Annotated in this window: 13 protein-coding genes and 1 riboswitch; of the genes, 6 read left to right on the top strand and 7 right to left on the bottom strand. The window is 65.6% G+C overall.

Translation table 11 applies throughout. The features are described from left to right. Nucleotides 1–51: 51 nt before the first annotated feature. The 7 genes from AXF13_RS12780 to AXF13_RS12750 form a co-directional block, all read right to left on the bottom strand. Nucleotides 52–1,383 (bottom strand): amidohydrolase, encoded by a 1,332-nt coding sequence (locus AXF13_RS12780; RefSeq protein WP_062253819.1) that lies wholly within the window; start codon nt 1,381–1,383, stop codon nt 52–54. Further along, the gene (locus AXF13_RS12775) at nt 1,380–4,514 is read right to left on the bottom strand and encodes a DEAD/DEAH box helicase (RefSeq protein ID WP_062253817.1); all 3,135 of its coding nucleotides are present in this window, start codon (nt 4,512–4,514) and stop codon (nt 1,380–1,382) included. Before AXF13_RS12775 ends, AXF13_RS12780 begins: the two co-directional genes overlap by 4 nt. Before the next feature lies 1 nt (nt 4,515). Next, a complete protein-coding gene (locus AXF13_RS12770; RefSeq protein ID WP_062253815.1) occupies nt 4,516–5,211 on the bottom strand; it encodes an acyltransferase in 696 nt (231 codons plus the stop codon). Between the two features lie 305 nt (nt 5,212–5,516). Beyond that, nucleotides 5,517–6,422, bottom strand: coding sequence for a PP-loop family protein (locus tag AXF13_RS12765; protein ID WP_062253813.1), 906 nt, complete (start codon nt 6,420–6,422; stop codon nt 5,517–5,519). A gap of 321 nt (nt 6,423–6,743) precedes the next feature. Then, the gene (locus tag AXF13_RS12760; protein WP_062253812.1) at nt 6,744–7,994 is read right to left on the bottom strand and encodes a glycosyltransferase family 4 protein; all 1,251 of its coding nucleotides are present in this window, start codon (nt 7,992–7,994) and stop codon (nt 6,744–6,746) included. Continuing rightward, the gene (locus AXF13_RS12755; protein WP_062253810.1) at nt 7,994–8,944 is read right to left on the bottom strand and encodes an aminotransferase class IV; all 951 of its coding nucleotides are present in this window, start codon (nt 8,942–8,944) and stop codon (nt 7,994–7,996) included. The genes AXF13_RS12760 and AXF13_RS12755 overlap by 1 nt, the downstream gene beginning before the upstream one ends. Before the next feature lie 16 nt (nt 8,945–8,960). Then, nucleotides 8,961–10,007 carry an aspartate-semialdehyde dehydrogenase gene (locus AXF13_RS12750; protein ID WP_008683199.1) on the bottom strand — a complete coding sequence of 349 codons (1,047 nt, stop codon included), beginning with the start codon at nt 10,005–10,007 and terminating at the stop codon, nt 8,961–8,963. Nucleotides 10,008–10,382: 375 nt separating this feature from the next. Further along, a riboswitch (glycine riboswitch) is annotated at nt 10,383–10,499 on the top strand. Between the two features lie 55 nt (nt 10,500–10,554). Here AXF13_RS12750 and AXF13_RS12745 point away from each other — a divergent pair. The 6 genes from AXF13_RS12745 (at nt 10,555) to grdD (ending at nt 17,743) form a co-directional block, all read left to right on the top strand. Then, a complete protein-coding gene (locus AXF13_RS12745) occupies nt 10,555–10,953 on the top strand; it encodes a GrdX family protein (RefSeq protein ID WP_009302561.1) in 399 nt (132 codons plus the stop codon). A gap of 134 nt (nt 10,954–11,087) precedes the next feature. Beyond that, complete coding sequence (locus AXF13_RS12740) at nt 11,088–12,374, top strand: glycine/sarcosine/betaine reductase component B subunit (protein ID WP_062253778.1); 1,287 nt, start codon at nt 11,088–11,090, stop codon at nt 12,372–12,374. Nucleotides 12,375–12,564: 190 nt separating this feature from the next. Continuing rightward, nucleotides 12,565–13,875, top strand: coding sequence for a glycine reductase complex selenoprotein B (gene grdB / locus AXF13_RS12735; protein ID WP_083522097.1), 1,311 nt, complete (start codon nt 12,565–12,567; stop codon nt 13,873–13,875). Between the two features lie 75 nt (nt 13,876–13,950). Continuing rightward, a complete protein-coding gene (trxB, locus tag AXF13_RS12725) occupies nt 13,951–14,868 on the top strand; it encodes a thioredoxin-disulfide reductase (RefSeq protein WP_062253773.1) in 918 nt (305 codons plus the stop codon). Between the two features lie 146 nt (nt 14,869–15,014). After that, nucleotides 15,015–16,553: a glycine/sarcosine/betaine reductase complex component C subunit beta gene (gene grdC / locus AXF13_RS12720; RefSeq protein WP_062253771.1), complete on the top strand. Its 1,539-nt coding sequence runs from the start codon at nt 15,015–15,017 to the stop codon at nt 16,551–16,553. Between the two features lie 8 nt (nt 16,554–16,561). After that, on the top strand, nt 16,562–17,743 hold the full coding sequence (grdD, locus tag AXF13_RS12715) for a glycine/sarcosine/betaine reductase complex component C subunit alpha (protein ID WP_062253770.1): 1,182 nt from the start codon (nt 16,562–16,564) through the stop codon (nt 17,741–17,743). Nucleotides 17,744–17,857: the final 114 nt, after the last annotated feature.

The raw sequence follows: 17,857 nt of genomic DNA, 5'->3' as shown, positions 1-17,857 counted from the left end.
GGCGGCGCGCAACCCCTTGCGGGTTTGCGATATGTGTCGCTTGACGCGACACTAGCCGCACAGCCTTCCGCACACGGCCGCCAGCCACAACGCGCCCGGCCAGAGCACGCTTTCGTCAAAGTCGAAATGCGGCGTATGGTGGCCGCCTGCCAGATCAGCGCCCAGCAGGGCATAAGCGGCCTGGCCGCCGCCCAGCTGCACGGCTTCCATCAGGGTGGCCGCGTCTTCGCTGGCCGCCATGCGCCCCTCGGAACATATTTTGCCCGCTGCGAACAGGGGCTGTCCGTCCGGGCCCGGCGGCAGTTCCAAGGCGGTCCGGGCCAGCAGTTGGGCCAGCTCCGCATCGCTGTTCGCGCAGCCCGCGCGGCCTTGAATCGTGATCTCCAGGCCCAGTTCCCGCTCACGCGCAATGCGCCCCAGAGTCGCGCTGGCCGTGGCCAGCAGGGCGTTGTCCGCCTCACGGTCAACGCAACGCGTTTCGCAGGCCATGACGGCCTGATCCGGCACGATGTTGCGGGCCGAGCCGCCCGCGAGCAGGCCCACGTTGATCCGGCCTTTTTGTTTCGCCTGTCCCTCCTGCCCGCTCTGGTCCGTCTGGTCAGGCAGGGCGTGCAGGGCCAGCAGCGCTTCGGCGGCCCCCTGAAGGGCGTCGCGTCCTGCCTCGGGAGCAAGCCCGGCATGCGCCGCGTGGCCCGTGAAGCGCGCGTCGAATTTGGTTGTGGCCAGAAAGCCCGACAGCCCGGTGACCAGGCTCCCGCTTTCCGGCGCGCCGAGCCCCAGGTGCACGGCCAGAAAACGGCGCGCGCCCAGCACCTGCTGGATCAGCGCGGACGCGCCGCGCACGCCTTCCTCCGCCGGTTGGAAGAGCAGGCGCACATTGCACGCCAGGCGCGTTGCGTCCCGCCGCAGCAGAGCGGCCAGCCCCAGGCCCAGGGCCGTATGCCCGTCGTGGCCGCAGGCGTGGCAGAGACCGGGGTGGCGGGAGGCGAAACCCTCCCGCGCCGGGAGATGCCCGGCATCGTCGGCCTCCGGCATTTCCAGGGCGTCCAGATCGAAACGCAACACCAGATCCGGCTCCCGGCCGGGATGCAGATCCGCCACAAGCCCGGTGGCCGGGCCCATGCGCTCAAGCCAGCGGGGGGCGGCGCCTTCCTGAACGGCCCGTTGCCGCGCCCGCTCGAGCACGGCAGGGGCGGGCAGGCCCATGCGCTGGTCCGGATTGAGGATTTCGCGGCCCACGCGCGGGGCATAGCCCAGAGAGTGCAGGACGTCCGCCGCAAAGGCCGTGGTCCAGAATTCCGTCCAGCCCGTTTCGGGATGCCGGTGCAGCTCGCGCCGCCAGGTGATCAGGGCCGCCGCCAGTTCCGCATCCGTTCTGTTCATGGCCGTTGTCCGAAATCCACGGGCACGCGCACACGCTGCGCGGCCTTGTTGGTGAACAGCAGATAGCCCTCGCGCAGGCCGAAGAGATAGAGGCGGCGGGTCAGGTCCACATCCTTGCGGCAATAGGCCGCGATTTCCTCGCAGCGGCCTTCCTTCCACCATTGCAGGGCCTGCAGGCCGTCGGCGCTTTTGGGTTCGCCGAGCGTGGCCTGGCCCAGGTTGTCGAGCGAAATCCGATAGTTGAGGCGCTCCTTGATGCGCTGGAGCAAATCCAGGCTGGGCAGGGCGCGCAGCTCAAAGGGCGCAAAGGGCGTGAGCACCGCATAGTCGAAACGCAGGCTGTTGAAGCCCACCACGGTCTCGGCGGCGCGCAGGCGCTCGAACAGGGCGGGCAGTTCGTCCTGGCTGTAGGAAAAATAGTCGTCGGCCAGGCTGTCGTAGAGCACGGTGACGCTCACGCCCATTTGTCCGGCTTTGTGCCAGCCGCCGACGTCAGCCGCCGAGCGCCGGGTTTCCACGTCAAAGACCACATAATGCCGGGGCGGCGGCACGGGAATATGGACCGTGAGGCTGTCGGGCACGGGAGGAGCTGCCGGAGTCGCGGGCCTGTTTTCCATAATTTTCTCCTGGCGCGGGGCGTTGGCGAACGGCGTGCCCGGCGTTTCTCGCGGACGGATATCCGGAGGGGCTCCCGCTCCGGCGTTCAGGTTCGCCTCCAGGCGGTCATTCGGGAGGTCGTCCAAATGTTCCGGGGCCGGGCTGATTCGCAGTTCCCGGCAAAGGGCTTCGCCTTCGCCGCCCGGCGCGAGCAGTTCGTCCAGCAGGGCCAGAGCGCCCTGTTTGCTGATGGGCCGGTTGCCCGAGCCGCATTTGGGCGAATGCACGCAGGAGGGGCAGCCGTCCTCGCAGGGGCAGGCCCCCACAACCCGGCGCGTGGCTTCCAGCAGTTCCCGCGCTCCGGCAAAGGCCTGGCGGGTGAGGCCCGCGCCGCCGGGCAGGCCGTCGTAGACGAAAACGCAGGGCAGTCCCGTCTGGGGATGCAGCGGAATGGAAATGCCGCCGAAGTCGTTGCGGTCGGCCATGACCTGCAAGGGCAACAGGCCGATGATTGCGTGCTCCAGAGCGTGGATGGAGCCCATGAAATGCAGGAAGCGCTCCTCCAGCCCGGCCCGGACAGCGTCCGGAATCACGTACCAGAGGCCCTCGGTTTCAAAGACCTGGGGCGGCGCGTCCAGAGGCACGATGGTCAGCAGGCGGTTGCCGGACGTCGCGCGTTTTTCATAGCCGGTAATGCGCTCGGTGATCCGCAGCCTGCCCCGGCAGACCAGGCAGCGGCCGATGGCAAGGCGCTCCGTCTCTTCCAGGATGTCCGTGCTTTTCTGCCCGCGCGTGCGCGTGAACCAGGAAACGTTGGCTTCTTTGGCGCGGATCGCGGCCCGGCCGGGGTCCACTTCCTCAATAACGTACGTGCGGCCCCGGTGCAGGTAGACCGCGCCGGGATGGGTTTCGCGCCAGGCCCGGAAGCCGTCCACCGAGCCGATGACAGCGCCCTCCTGATCCTCGATGCTGTAGCTTTGGCCCGTGCCGCGCAGGTCCACCAGGCGCTGGGGCCGCTTGCGCGCGGCCAGCCATTGCCTGCCGTCGGCGGATTGCAGCAGCAGGCTTTGCTTGCGGAGTTCGCGCACGGCCCGGCGCGCGCCCGCGGAGTGCAGCCAGGGCTCATCCGCGCTCAGGGGCAGTTCGGCGGCGGCGCATTCCAGATGCCGGGCCAGAATGACCTCGTTGTCCGGATTGACCACGGCCTTTTCCGGCGGGCGGCTGAAAAAATCCTCGGGATTGCGGGCGAAATACTGGTCCAGGGCGTCCTCCCCGGCCACCACGATGACCGCCGATTCCTGCTGCGCCCGGCCCACCCGGCCGCCGCGCTGGAGGGTTGCCATGACCGTGCCGGGATAGCCCACCAGAATGCAGACGTCCAGGCCGCCGATGTCGATGCCCAGCTCCAGAGCGCTGGTGCTGACCACGGCCAGCAGCTCGCCCGAGGCCATGCGGGCTTCGATGCTCCGGCGCTCCTCGGGCAGAAAGCCCGCGCGGTAGGCGGAAATGCGTTCCTTGTACGGGCCGGACCGGCTGCCCGCCCAGAGGCTGACCAGCTCGGTCATCCGGCGCGAGCGGCAGTAGACGATGGTGCGCAGATTGCGGGCCAGCGCCGCCTTGAGCAGGTCGATGGCCGCCGTGGCCGGACTCTGCTCGGGATTGAGAAACACGAAATGGCGCGGCCCCTGGGGCGCGCCCGACGTGTCAATGACCACAGGCGCATCGGCCGGGCGCGGCGTTTCCGCCATTGCGTCCGGTTCTTCAACGACGACAGGCGCGCTGTCGCCCGCGCCGATAAGCCCGCTTGCCAATTCGCCGGGATTGCCCACCGTGGCCGTGCAGAGCACATAGGTGGGCCGCGCGCCGTAGCGCCCGGCCAGACGGTTCAGCCGCCGGAAGACCTGGGCCATGTGCGCGCCGAACACCCCCCGGTAGGTGTGGGCCTCGTCCACCACCACGTGGGTCAGGCCCGCCAGAAAGGCGGCCCACTGCTCGTGGTGGGGCAAGATGCCCAGGTGCAGCATTTCCGGATTGCTGACCAGCACCGTGGGCGGATCGCGCCGGATCTTGCGCCGGAAATGGTCGCTGGTGTCGCCGTCGTAGAGCGCGGCTGTGGGCCGGGCCGCCTCGGGCCAGGTCGCGGTCAGGGCCGTGAAGGCCGCCAGCTGGTCCTGGGCCAGGGCCTTGAGCGGAAAGAGATAGAGCGCCCTGGCGTCGGGATCGTGCAGATGGCGCTCCAGCACGGGCAGATTGTAGATCAGGCTTTTGCCGCTGGCCGTGGGCGTTGCCACCACCACGGAATGCCCGGCGCGGATGTGGTCCGTGGCCAGGGCCTGATGGCTGTAAAGGCGGACGCCGCGCTCTTCCAGCAGATTGCCGATGGCGCGCGGCCAAGGCAGGCGGCTGGGCGCGAACACGGGTTCCGCGCCGGGCAGCAGGCGGTGATGGGTGACCTGGTCGCCCATTTTGGCTGAGGCCAGCAACGCGGCAATGTATTCGCCGACGCCTGCGGGGGTTCCTCTTCCGGCATCCATCTCAGGCTCCCCGGCCTTCTGAACCGGGCATGGCGTCCTCCGGGCCCAGGCGGCGCAGCACGCGCGCTGGCGCGCCCGCGGCCAGGCAGAAGGGCGGCACGTCGCGGGTCACCACGCTGCCCGCGCCGATCATGGCGCCCTCGCCGATGCTCACGCCCTTGAGAATCAGGCAGTTCATGCCGATCCAGACGTAGTCCCCGATGCTCACCGGCGCGTCACGTTCCAGGCCCGGTTCCGTGGCGCGGGCCTCGGGCGGCCAGGGGGCGTGGAAGTCCGAATCCACAATTACGCAGTTGGGGGCCAGCAGAACCTGACGGCCGATGCTGATGCGTTGCGAGCGCGCGGTGACGGACGTGCCGCTGAGCTGCGCGCCCTCGCCGATTTCGATGGCCGCGCCTGGCCCGAACACGCGCAGGCGCACGGGCGCGTACAGGCTGGCCGCCGTGGCCCGCCGCCGGGAGGAAATCAGACTGGCGCGCGCGCCGATGCGGATGCTGCCGCCCGGCCAGCGCAACAGGCCCACGGGCCCGTGGGCACGCGTGCCCGGCCCCACGGCCACGCCCAGCAGGGCGGCCTTGCAGCGCAGGCGCACTGTGCCCCAGAACGCGCCCCAGAGCCGCATGCTCTCCAGGCAGACATAGCTGATGATATTGCTCGGGGTCAGGCCCCGTTGCAGAGCTTTGCGCAGGATGTTCATAAAACGCAGGATAGCGCCTTGGCGGCGGGGGAGCAATACGCGCGGGGCAGGGTCATTCTGTTCTCCTGCCGTCGGCAGAGTGATTTTGTATTTAGAGCGGGTTATTTTTCAAAGGTACTTGTTCTATGGGCTTGTCATGCGGATGAGGTACTCCGGGCCCTGCGGACACGGAGGATTCACGCCTCCGGCCCCTGCCCGCGCCGGAGGCGGCCCAAACGGCGGCACGCCGTAAGCCTTCGTACCCGGAGGGCAGAATAACACAGCGGACGGAGAACAGAATGACCCCAGGGGCAGGGCAGGCAAGGCTACTCGCCCCGCAGCGCCTCCCGTATCCGGCAAACCCCGCAGAGATCGCCGGAAGAGGTGGGGTAGCCGCACTGCGGGCAGGGGGCCAGTTCCACGCCCTCCTCGGCCTCGCGCCGGGCGAAGACGGGCCGCCCGCGCGCCAGAAAGCCCTGGTAGAAATCCAGTTTGCGGCCGGGCATGGCCGTTTCCAGGCGTTGCAGCAAGCCCTTGAGCACGGTGAAGCTGGCGCCGGGGCTGTAGGGGCAGGGCGCGTAATGGTTTTCAATGCCCATTAGAAAGGCGTAGTTGGCGGTTTCAAATTCCGTGAGCCGCCAGAGCGGTTTGACCTTGCGGGCAAAGCCGTGCTCGCCGGGCAGCAGGGGGCCCTGATCCGAAAGGTAGGCCGTGTCCCAGCGCAGGGTATTGCTGAACAGGCGGGCCGCCTCGTCGTCCAGGTTGTGGCCCGTGGCCAGGGCGTCAAAGCCTTCGTCCAGCGCCACCTTGTTGAAGAAGTGGCGCTTGATCTTGCCGCAGGCCGAACAGATCGGCCGGTGCAGGCGTTCCTTGACCGCCGGAATGGGCAGGCCCTCGGCGGCCATGTCCTTGATCAGCAGCTTGAGGCCGTGCTTGGCGCAGAAACGCTCCACCACTCCCCGCGCCGCCGCCGAGGAGCCGGGAATGGCCAGGTCGATGTGCAGGCCGGTGACGTTGTAATCCTGGCGGGCCAGCTCCAGCATCAGGGCCAGGGAGTCCTTGCCGCCGGAAAGAGCCACCAGAATACGCTCGTCGCGGGTAAAGAGCTTTTGGCCTTCAATGCCGCGCGCGACCTGGCGGGCGAAAAAATCCTTGTAGCAGTCCGGGCAGAAGGCGGCATTATGGCTTTTAAGGGCCACGGCCGCCGGGGCCTTGCAGATTTTACACTTCATGGGTGTCCTGAAAAAGGCTGGAGGTTAGAGCAAGTTCACTTTGAAATTGCTCTGGCGGCTGCGTGAGCAGACGCCCGCCACGGAGGCGTAAGCGCAATTTATTCGCGCCGGTAAACGGCGAAGCGGGCGTTGCGCAAAAAGACTCATTGTGGAGTATCGCAACGGTAATCCGCTCTAGGGCCTGTTAACGCTATGCCTTTTTGCCCTCCTGCCGCGTCAGATTTCACCTGCTTTTTCGGTCGAGTACCAGAAGAGTACACTCCCTCAAAGCAGGTTTATCTTCCTTGCAGGCGAACAAAAATTCTATAGTGTTAACAGACCCTAAGACGATTCGTCGCGCTGGGCCGCCGCAGGCTCCCGCGTATCCGGAGTTTTCTCCGCCGGGGCGGGCGCGTCGGTCCCCAGAGCCCGCAGCCAGGCTTCGAACAGGGCGCAAGCCTGGTCGGCCATGTGCTGCAGGCCGGTGGCCCGGGCCAGCGCGCGGCCGCATTGCGCCAGTCTGTGCCGCAGCTCCGCATCCTGCATGATTTCGATCATGGCCTTGGCCAGAGCCTGGGGATCGTTCTCCTCCACGGCCAGGGCCGCGTTCTGCGCCTGGTCCGGGCCGCCCAGGCGTTCCAGGTGCAGGCCGCTTCGGCTGCAAATGACCGGCAGGCCCGCCGCGAAGCCAGACCAGAGCGTATCCGGCGCTTCCTCGGGCGAGGAACCCGGCGCGAGCCAGGCGTGGCAATCCCGCAGCACATCCGGCGCGTACTGTTCGTTGAGCAGGCAGAGGCGCGATTCCACACCCAGGGCGGCGGCCTCTTCCAGCACTTCCTGAAAACGCGGACCGCCGCCCAGCATGCGCACTTCCCAGGGGGGCAGGTCGTCGCGCTGCCAGATGGCGGCCATGGCCCGCGCCACCAACTGCGCGCCGGATCGCGGCGCAAGGCTTTCCCCCATGCCGAAAATGAAGTGCCGCCCTTCTTCCTCCCGGAACGAGCTGGGCGGATCAAAGCCTTCCAGGCAGATGCCCGGCGGCAGCAGGGGCAGGGCGTCTGCGGGAACGATGGGGGGAACGACGGGCGCGGCGGCATCGGGCGCTTGTTCCCAGGCGGCCAGAATTCGGTTTTGCACGTGTTTGGAACCGCAGAGGATATAGCGGGCGGCGCGCATCTCTTTGCTTTTGCACCGTTCCGGCGCGGGCGGCCGCAAAAAGAAGGCGTGCGCGAGCAGCGCGCTGCCGGACGGGCGCATGCGCAGCACACGGCGGCCCAGAGCTAGGGCTTCCTCGCCCACGGTCTGGATCAACAGCTTTTTATGCCGCCGTTGCCGGTTCCAGAGGCGCAAGAGGGCCAGGGGATTGCCCGTGCCGCTCATGGCCAGCAGGGGCAGATTCAGGGCGCGTGCGCGCTCGTGCAGGCGCGAGCCCTTGAGGCAGACCAGCAGAGGGGCCAGGCGCCCTCCGTCACGCATGGCTCTGACCAGGGCCAGGGTCTGTTCCTCCTCCAGCCGCCGGACCCGCGCGCGCGTGGAGCCGGCGGGCGCGGCGTCCTGATTTTCGTCCTGAAGGGAGAGCAGCAGGATACGCATCAGTAAGGCGTGCCCTGGGCCAGCATCTGCGCGAGCAGGGCGTCTTTGAGCCAGAGGGCCGTGGGGCCGGGGCGGCCCCGGTAGTCCCCCTGGCCCACGGGCCTGCCGTCAAAATGAGTGACGCCCACGCAGAGCGTGGCGCTGGTGAACAGCAGCATTTCGCGGGCCGTGGCGATATCCTCTTTGTGGATGGGCGCCTGGATGACCGGCATGCGTTCCTCGGCCAGCTTGAGGGCCGCCAGCAGGGTGGTGCCGGGCAGGATGCGGCGCAGTTCCGGGCTGCGCAGGCGGCCCCGCGCGTCCACAATGCCCAGGTTGGCAATGGCCGCTTCGCCCATGAAGCCGTTCTCGTCAAAGGTCACGGCCACGTCCATGCCTTTTTGGCGGGCCTCCACGGCCATGAAGACGTTGGGCAGATAATTGGTGTTCTTGATCCGGGCCAGATATTCCTGCTTGGGCGGAATGGCGCTGCTGAAGGCCGTGAGCCCTTTGCGGTACAATTCCTCGGAGGGCAGCCTGGAGGCCAGGGCCACAATGTACAGACCGGCCTGCGGGCATTCCTGCGGGGAAACGCCGAAACCGCCCGGCCCCCGGCTGAGAAAGACGCGCAGGTCGCCGTGGGCCCGCCCCGAGGCGCGGGCCACGTCCAGAATGCGCGCGCGCATTTCCTCCCAGGAGCAGGGCGGCGTGATGTCCAGGGCCTGCGCGCCGTCGCGCATCCGGGCCAGGTGTTCGTCCAGGACGAAAATCTTCCGCTCCCGGTAACAGATGCTTTCGAACAGGCCGTCGCCGCGATGGCAGATATGATCGTCCAGGGGCAGGAGCAGGAGGCGCGGGTCCGTGCCGATGCATCCCACCCGGTGATCGTAAAAGGCCAGGAATTTGTCCGCCCCCGGACGGGGGGCGGACAAAAGGGCTTGCAGATAGGTGTCGGAATCCACGGCCTGCATGGCATATTTCTCCGCGCTATCGCATGAAGACATTCTTGTCCGGCACGCGGACCAGATCGCGCTTGAGCAGTTCCTCGGCGATCTGCACGGCGTTGAGCGCCGCGCCCTTGCGCACGTTGTCGGCCACGATCCAGAGGTTCAGGCCGTTTTCAATGCTTTCGTCCTCGCGGATGCGCCCCACAAAGGTGGGATCGTCGCCGATGCAGTAGGCGGGCATGGGGTACATGAGTTCGCGCGGATTGTCGAAAACCTTCACGCCCGGAGCCTGGGAGAGCATGATCCGGGCTTCCTTGGCCGTGATCTTCTTTTCGGTTTCGATATTCACGGATTCCGCATGGCAGAAAAATACCGGCACGCGCGCGCAGGTAGCCGTGACCTTGATTGAGGGATCGTCGAAGATCTTCACGGTTTCGTTGACCATCTTCATCTCTTCCTTGGTGTAGTCGTTGTCCAGGAAGACGTCGATGTGCGGCAGGACATTGAAGGCGATGCGGTAGGGATACACCTTGTTTTCCGGGTCGCGGGCGTTGAAAAGGTCGCGCACCTGGCGTTCCAGCTCCTCAATGCCTTTCTGGCCTGTGCCGGACACGGCCTGATAGGTGGAAACCACCACGCGGTTGATGTGTGCCGCGTCGTGCAGGGGCTTGAGCACCACTACCATCTGGATGGTGGAACAGTTGGGATTGGCAATGATGCCCTGATGCTCTTCCAGGGCCTCCGGATTCACTTCCGGCACCACCAGGGGACAGCGCTCGTCCATGCGCCAGGCCGCGGAATTGTCCACCACCACGCAACCGGCATGGGCGGCGTGCGGCGCGAACTTCGCGGACGTGCCGCCGCCGGCGGAAAAGATGGCCAGGTCGATGCCGTCAAAGACATCTTCCTTCAGCTCTTCCACCGTGAGTTCCTCCTCGCCGAAGGGCACTTTGCTGCCCGCTGAACGGGCCGAGGCGAAGGCCCGTACTTTCGTGGCCGGGAACTGCCGCTCGTGCAGCGTCTTGAGCATTTCACGACCCACGGCGCCCGTGGCGCCCACAACGGCAACAGTCAACGTATCGCTCATGGCTTTTGGTCTCCTTGGTGGAAAAGAGGCGCGCGTTTTCCGCGTTTGTGAGCACGCATCATAACCGCCCTTATCCGAAAAGTGAAGCCGGGGCTGACAGTGTCCCAGGGCAATCGAATGAATAGGATGAGTATTTTTTGTGTCCGGAGTGAAAAAAGAAAAATACTTTTGCGTCAGCCTTCCTGTACCTTTGCGGTTATTTTACAAAATCCGCCTATTCCGCGCGGACGGCGTCATTCCCCGGCCCGGCCCGCGCCGGTCGCCGCAATCCATCGTTTGGTTCTTCAACCAGGCATAATTTGCGGATATGTTTTATTTTTTTTATGAGGCCACCGCTTGACATTTTTTTCTCAATGTGGGAGTGGGGAATTGCGAGCGAAAGTTGCAAGAGAGCACCCGCGCACAACCGGCATGCCGGACGTTGCCACGGGGTCGCCGAAGGGGCAAGGCCGCAAGGCTGAAACTCTCAGGCATCAGGATTGCAACCGGACGCATCTCTGAACCGCCCAGCGCGCGACAGAGCCAACGCAAACGCGGGAGCTTTGCTGTGGCCGGTCGCGCGATTCTCATTACCAACAATCCCTCTTTTCCGTCCCGCGTTCCGGCGGGTGTGGACGTTCTGTTGCTGGACGGCGGCGCACGCGACGCGCTGACCATGGCGCGCGACCGCGTGCATCAGGGCTGGCGGCTTGCTAACCACCCGTTGTACGGCAATTTCCGTCCGCATCAGCAGCCCTACCGTTCCCTGCTTCTCTTGCCGCCCTCCCCCTCCGGGACGGTGGACTCTGACTCTCTGCATTTTCTGGAAGAAGCCCTGCAGCTTTATCAGAGCCCTGCCGCGAAGGTCCGGCAAAGCCTGCCCGGCGACCTGCCCGAGGCCATGCGCCGCGATTGCGCTCTGCTGGACTGTGAATTGCTGAAAGCCACTCTGGAAAGCCTGCACTGACTCCTTTCCCAACCGGGCCGGTCGGTCCGGGCATGCCGGGATGCGGACGGATGCGGGCTCCTCCCGTTGCGTCACAATCATCATGGATTCATCCGGGCGGCCCGCCCGAAGACGTCTGACCCAAGGAGTTTGTCGTGAACCTGGAACTGCATAAGATTGCAATCCGCAAGCTGGAATGGGGCCCGCGCACCGGCGCGCGGGATCATGTGCTCACCGTCAACAAGGAGGAGCTGGTCAGCCTGCTGCTGGAAGACCCGGCCCTCCGGAATGTGGAGGCCGAGCTGGTCCATCCCGGCGAGAGCGTGCGCATCCTGCCCTGCAAGGATGCTGTGGAGCCGCGCTGCAAGCTGGAAGGCCCGGGCGAGGTGTTTCCCGGCTGGATCGGCGACGTGGACACCGTGGGCCAGGGCAAGACCCTGGTGCTCGAAGGCGCTGCGGTGCTGACCACCGGCCGTCTGGTGGCCCCGCAGGAGGGCATTGTGGACATGAGCGGCCCGGGCGCGGCATACACGCCTTTTTCCAAAACCTGCAACGTGGTTCTGGTCTTCGAGCCCGTGGACGGGGTGGAGTTGCATGAGCTGGAGGCGGTCTACCGCCGGGCCGGGCTCAAGGCGGCATACTATCTGGCCTCCTGCTGCAAGGAAGACAAGGCCGACACTGTGGAGAGCTACGCCTTCCCGCCCCTGGCCGAGGCCATGAACGCCTGGCCCGGGCTGCCCAAGGTGGCGTATTTGTATATGCTTCAGTCCCAGGGCCTGCTGCACGATACCTGGGTCTACGGCGTGGATGTCAAAAAAATTCTGCCCACCATGATCAGCCCCACGGAAATCATGGACGGGGCCATTATTTCCGGCAACTGCGTTTCGGCCTGCGACAAGAACAGCACCTATACGCACGTGAACAATCCGGTGATCAAAAGTCTCTACGCCCACCACGGCAAGGACATCAATTTCGTGGGCGTGATCATCACCAATGAAAACGTCACCCTGGCCGACAAGAAGCGCAGCTCCTCCTACGCGGTGAAGCTGGCCCGGATGCTCGGCGTGGACGGCCTGGTGATTTCCGAGGAAGGCTTCGGCAACCCGGACGCGGATCTGATCATGAACTGCTGGAAGGCCGAGCGCGCGGGCATCAAGACCGTGCTGATCACCGACGAATACGCCGGGCGCGACGGGTCGAGCCAGTCCCTGGCCGACTCCTGCCCCGAGGGCGACGCCTGCGTCACCGCCGGCAATGCCAATGAAGTCATCGTCTTGCCGCCCATGCAAAAGGTCATCGGCGAACCGGCCACGGCCGACGTCATCGCCGGGGGCTTCTTCGGTTCCCTGCGCGAGGACGGCAGCATGGAAGTGGAATTGCAGGCCATTATGGGCGCCACCAGCGAGTTGGGGTTTAACCGTATTGGCGGCCGCACTTTATAGGGGCTGTTCTACATCGGCCCTTTTGACTTCCGGCTGCGTCAAACTCGTTTTCCTTGCCGGAAAGCCAAAATTTCTCAATGTAGAAACAGCCCCTCACGCAGTGCCGAAACGATCAAGAGACGGCCAGTCTCAAATGAAACATCGGCACTTCGTTAGAAACAGCGCGGAAATGACAGAGAAGGAGTGGATCATGGCATATCGTGTCATACACTATATCAATCAGTTTTTCGCCGGCATCGGCGGCGAGGACAAGGCGGACGTCGGCCCTGAAGTGCGCGAAGGCGTTGTGGGTCCCGGCATAGCCTTCAAGGCCGCTCTGGGCGGCGAAGCGGAAATCGTGGCGACCTTCATCTGCGGCGACAACTATTTCGCCAACCATATGGATGAAGTGTCCGCCCTGGTGGTGGAAACCGTGCGCGAATACAAGGCCGACGCCCTGATCGCGGGTCCGGCCTTCAATGCCGGGCGCTACGGCGCGGCCTGCGCCTCGGTCTGCGCGGCGGTCCAAAAGGCTCTGCACATACCGGTGGTCACGGCCCTGTACCGGGAAAATCCCGGCGTGGATCTTTTCCGCAAGGAAATTCCCATTGTGGAAGCCGCCGATTCCGCGCGCGGCATGGCCAAGGCCGTACCGGCCATGGCCCGCGTGCTGCTCAAGCAGCTAGGGGGCGAGGCTCTGGGAACCCCGGCCGAGGAAGGTCTGATCGAAAAGGGCATCCGCGAAAACATGTTCTATGAGCAGCCCGGCGCGGAGCGCGCCGTGTCCATGCTGATCAAAAAGCTCAAGGGCGAGCCCTTTGCCACGGAATACGCCATGCCGGTCTTTGACCGCGTGACCCCGCGCCCGCCCGTGGCGGACATGAGCAAGGCCAAGATCGCCCTGGTTACTTCCGGCGGCATTGTGCCCTTCGGCAACCCGGACCACATCGCGGCCTCCAGTGCCCAGAATTTCGGCGAATACGACATCGCCGGCGTCACGGATCTGCTCCAGGGCAAATATCAGACCGCCCACGGCGGCTACGACCAGACCTACGCCAATCAGGACCCGGACCGCGTGCTGCCCGTGGACGTGCTGCGCGACCTGGAAAAGGAAGGCCGCATCGGCTCCCTGCATCCGCTCTTCTATTCCACCGTGGGCAACGGCACGGCCGTGGCCAAGGCCAAAGCCTTCGGCATTGAGATCGGCAAGCGTCTCAAGGACGCCCAGGTGCAGGCGGTGATCCTCACCTCCACCTGAGGCACCTGCACGCGTTGCGGTGCAACGCTCGCCAAGGCCATTGAGGACACCGCCGACGTGCCGGTGGTTCACATGTGTACCATCGTGCCTATCTCTTTGAGTATCGGGGCCAACCGCATTGTGCCCACGGTCTCCATCCCCCATCCGCTGGGCAATCCCGAACTCTCGCCGGAAGCGGAAAAGGCCCTGCGCCGCGAACTGGTGGAGCGCGCGCTCACGGCGCTCTCCACTCCCGTGGATGAACAGACGGTCTTCAATAAGTAAATTGCGGACGTAACAACAGCAATGACGGCCCGTCGGGCGCGACAGCGCCCGACGGGAACCGCGGGAGCATACATCATGGAGCAGCGTGAACTGGTCATCATCGGGGCGGGCCCGGCCGGACTGACCGCCGCCGTCTACGGCAAACGCGCGGGCCTGGACGTGCTTGTGCTGGAAAAGGGCAAGGCCGGCGGCCAGATCCTGATCACCAGCGAAATCGAAAACTGGCCCGGCACCATCAGTGCTTCGGGCGTGGGGCTGGCCGACAGCTTCCGGGCTCACGCCGAGCATTTCAAGGCCGAATTTCGCACCGCCACGGTGAAGGAACTGCGCCCGGCGGGCGGCGGAGCCGTGGTGGTCACGGACCAGGGCGAGATTGAGGCCAAGGCGCTGATCATCGCCACCGGGGCCAACTTCCGCAAACAGGGCTGCCCCGGCGAAAAGGAATTCACGGGCAAGGGCGTTTCCTACTGCGCGGTCTGCGACGCGGCCTTTTTTGAGGAGCTTGAGGTGGCGGTCATCGGCGGCGGCAATACCGCCGTGGAAGAGGCCTGCTATCTGACCCAGTTCGCGGAGAAGGTCTACATCGTGCACCGCCGCGATCAGTTCCGCGCCGACAAGCTGGTGGCCGAGCGCGCCCTGAAAAATCCCAAGATCGTGCCCCTCTGGGACAGCGTGTTGGAAGCCATCGAGGGCGACGGCCTGGTGGAGCGCATGGTGCTCAAGAACGTCAAGAGCGGCGAAAAGAACGTGGTGGCCGTCAACGGCGTGTTCATATTCATCGGCACGCTGCCCAACGCCGCTTTCTTGAGCGGCGTCTGCGAAACCACGGAGCAGGGCTGGATTATTACGGACGCCGACATGCGCACCTCCACGCCGGGCGTCTTCGCGGCGGGCGATGTGCGCGACACGGCCTTGCGGCAGGTGGTCACGGCTGCCGGGGACGGCGCGCGGGCGGCCATGTCTGCTTACGCCTATCTGGCTGAACAGGAATAGATTGCCTTTGAAACGCTTCGCTTTTCAAAGGTTCATTCAGCCGAAAAATGTGATTTTCGGCTGAATCCACGCCGCGTTGCGGCGCGCCGCATCGTGTGCGGCGTAGCGGGAGCTCGTGCGGCTATTTTTATACAAGGAGCAAGCACATGGGCAATGTCGGCATCAAAGGCACGGCCTACTGCCTGAATTTCGCGCCGGAACTGGCGCTGCATTACGGCGGCACGCCCGCCCAGGAGCGTCGCGCCAAGCCCGATTCCGAGTATCTCAAGGCCCTGCCCGGGCGGGCCCAGAGCTATGAGGAAGCCGCGGGCTACGCCCCCAACAAGACCTACATCGGGGCCATGAGCGTGGAGGAACTGGCCGCCGCGCCCGCGCCCTGGCTGGAAAATCTCGGCGCGCCCGAGCGTTACGGCAAATACGGCGAGATCATGCCCGAAGACGAGTTTCTCGGCTTCATGGACATCTGCGACGTTTTTGACTTGATCTGGCTGGACAAGGATTTTGCCGCGCGCATCAAGGAAAAACTGGCCCAGGATCCGGTTGTGGGCGAGAGCCAGCTGGCCCGCCTGGAAGCCGGTCATGAGGCCGCTGAAATCGCCGAAGCCGTGGAAAAGCACATGGCCCTGCCGCTGTATCTGGACGGCCGGGTGGTGGGCTGCTGCCGCCGGGCCCATGATACGGACGAAAACCTCTCGGCCCACGTCATGCTGGAAAATCTGGCCTGCAAGGCCAGCGGCGTGCTGGCCCTGTTGCATTTGATCAAAAACAGCGGGCTCGCGCCCTCGGAGATCGACTTTGTTGTGGAATGCTCCGAGGAAGCCGTGGGCGACGTTATGCAGCGCGGCGGCGGCAACCTGGCCAAGGCCGTGGCTGAAATCGCGGGCTGCGGCAATGCCAGCGGCTTTGACGTGCGCGGCTTCTGCGCCGGTCCGGCTGCGGCCGTCATCGCCGGCGCGAGCATGGTGGCCTCGGGCGTTCGCCGGAATGTGGCCGTGCTGGGCGGCGGTTCGCTGCCCAAGCTGTATATGAACTCGCGCGACCACGTCAAAAAGGGGCTCAAAGCCCTGGAAAACTGCATCGGCAGCTTTGCGGTGCTGCTCGTGCCGGACGACGGCACGGAGCCGGTGATCCGCCTGGATTCCGTGGGCAAGCATTCCGTGGCCGCCGGGGCGGCCCCGCAGGCCATCACCTCGGCCCTGACCTTTGAGCCGCTGACCCGCCTGGGCCTCAAGCTCACGGATGTGGACAAGTACGCTCCCGAACTGCACAACGCGGAAATCACCCTGCCCGCCGGGGCGGGCAATGTGCCCGAGGCCAACTTCAAGATGATCGCGGCCCTTTCGGTCATGAAAGGCCAGCTCAAGCGTGAGGAGATTCCGCAATTCGTGGCCGAGCACGGCATTCCCGGTTTCGTGCACACCCAGGGGCACATCCCCTCGGGCGTGCCCTACATGGGCCATGCCCGCGACGCCATCAAGGCCGGAAGCATCAAGCGCGCCATGATCATCGGCAAGGGCAGCCTGTTCCTGGGCCGCCTGACCAATCTGGCCGACGGCGCGTCCTTCCTGATCGAAGCGCCTTCCGAAACCGGAGGCGCGACGGGCGCGGGCGTCACCAAGGACGAAGTGCGCGAACTGCTGCTGGACGCGCTTGCCGATCTGGCCGCCAACCTTCAGAAAAACTGAGGTCTGCCATGGCGGAAGTAAACGAAAGCAAACGCGCGCTCATCGGCAACGCCCTGGCGGAGCTGGTGGCCACGGCGCGCAGCGGCGGTCCGCGCAATCGCATCGGGCTGATGGCCGCGGGCAGTGAGCTGCCGGTGGAAGAGTTCCTGCTGGGCGCGGGCACGGCCATGCGCCGGGACAGCCGCCTTCAGGTGGTAGGCCTGGGCCCCCGGCCGGACGCCCCGCTGCCCGAGGGCATGGACTGGATCGAAACGCCCGACTGTGAGGCCGACATTGCGGCGGCCATGGAAAAGGCTCTTGATTCCAAAGGCGCCGACGCTCTGGAAGGCGCGGTGGCCCTGCACTATCCCTTCCCGGTGGGCGTGACCACCATGGGCCGGGCATTCACTCCGGCCAGGGGCAGGGCCATGATCCTGGCTTCCACCACGGGCATCAGCGCGCCGCAGCGGGCCTGCGCCATGCTGCGCAACGCGGTGTACGGCTTGGCGACGGCCAAGGCCATGGGCATTGCCGATCCCGGCCTGGGCGTACTCAATCTGGATGCCGCGCCTCAGGTTATGCGCGCCCTCAGCCGTATGGCCGAAAAGGGCTATGCCGTGCGTTTCGGTCAAAGCGTGCGCAAGGACGGCGGCGCGTTGCTGCGCGGCAATGACATCCTGGCCGGCGCGGTGGACGTTTGCGTCTGCGACACCCTCACGGGCAACGTGCTGGCCAAGGTCTTCGCGGCCTTCGGCACCGGCGGCGGCTACGAAGCCGCGGGCTGGGGCTACGGACCCTCCGTGGGCGAGGGCTGGAACAAGGTGGTGTCGATCATCTCACGGGCTTCGGGCGCGCCGGTCATCGCCAATGCCCTGAGCTACACGGCCCAGGCCTTGCGCGGCGGCCTGCCCGCCAGGGTGGCGGCGGAACTCCGGGCGGCCCGCGCCGCCGGTCTGGACGAGGAGTTGGAAGGGCTCATGCCCAGGCCCGAGGCCGGAAGCGGCGACGTGCCGGTCATGCCGCCTGTGGTGCCCACGGATGAGGAAATTCACGGCATCGACGTGCTTGATCTGGAAAACGCCGTGCATGTGCTCTGGAAAGAAGGTCTCTACGCCGAAGGAGCCATGGGCTGCACCGGGCCGGTGGTCAAGCTGGCCTCGGCCGGACTGGAAAAGGCCAGGGCGCTGCTTACGGCGGCGGGCTATCTGTAAGGGAATCGCTGAGTAATGGTTTTGCCCTCTGCCTGCGTCAGGCTCGCTCCGTGCGAAGGTCGAATATGTTTGAGTATACTCCCTCCGCCCGCAGCTCGCCGTCCTTGGCAGAGA

Origin of the sequence: Desulfovibrio fairfieldensis, from assembly GCF_001553605.1 — a bacterium.
Lineage (GTDB): Bacteria > Desulfobacterota > Desulfovibrionia > Desulfovibrionales > Desulfovibrionaceae > Desulfovibrio > Desulfovibrio fairfieldensis.
This window is presented reverse-complemented; position numbering and strand designations above follow the sequence as displayed.

What these genes read in the sequence shown, in the direction of transcription:
- AXF13_RS12780 (WP_062253819.1), bottom strand. Translation starts at nt 1,383, where the DNA reads ATGAACAGAACGGATGCGGAACTGGCGGCGGCCCTGATCACCTGGCGG.
- AXF13_RS12775 (WP_062253817.1), bottom strand. Translation starts at nt 4,514, where the DNA reads ATGGATGCCGGAAGAGGAACCCCCGCAGGCGTCGGCGAATACATTGCC.
- AXF13_RS12770 (WP_062253815.1), bottom strand. Translation starts at nt 5,211, where the DNA reads ATGAACATCCTGCGCAAAGCTCTGCAACGGGGCCTGACCCCGAGCAAT.
- AXF13_RS12765 (WP_062253813.1), bottom strand. Translation starts at nt 6,422, where the DNA reads ATGAAGTGTAAAATCTGCAAGGCCCCGGCGGCCGTGGCCCTTAAAAGC.
- AXF13_RS12760 (WP_062253812.1), bottom strand. Translation starts at nt 7,994, where the DNA reads ATGCGTATCCTGCTGCTCTCCCTTCAGGACGAAAATCAGGACGCCGCG.
- AXF13_RS12755 (WP_062253810.1), bottom strand. Translation starts at nt 8,944, where the DNA reads ATGCAGGCCGTGGATTCCGACACCTATCTGCAAGCCCTTTTGTCCGCC.
- AXF13_RS12750 (WP_008683199.1), bottom strand. Translation starts at nt 10,007, where the DNA reads ATGAGCGATACGTTGACTGTTGCCGTTGTGGGCGCCACGGGCGCCGTG.
- trxB (WP_062253773.1), top strand. Translation starts at nt 13,951, where the DNA reads ATGGAGCAGCGTGAACTGGTCATCATCGGGGCGGGCCCGGCCGGACTG.
- grdC (WP_062253771.1), top strand. Translation starts at nt 15,015, where the DNA reads ATGGGCAATGTCGGCATCAAAGGCACGGCCTACTGCCTGAATTTCGCG.
- grdD (WP_062253770.1), top strand. Translation starts at nt 16,562, where the DNA reads ATGGCGGAAGTAAACGAAAGCAAACGCGCGCTCATCGGCAACGCCCTG.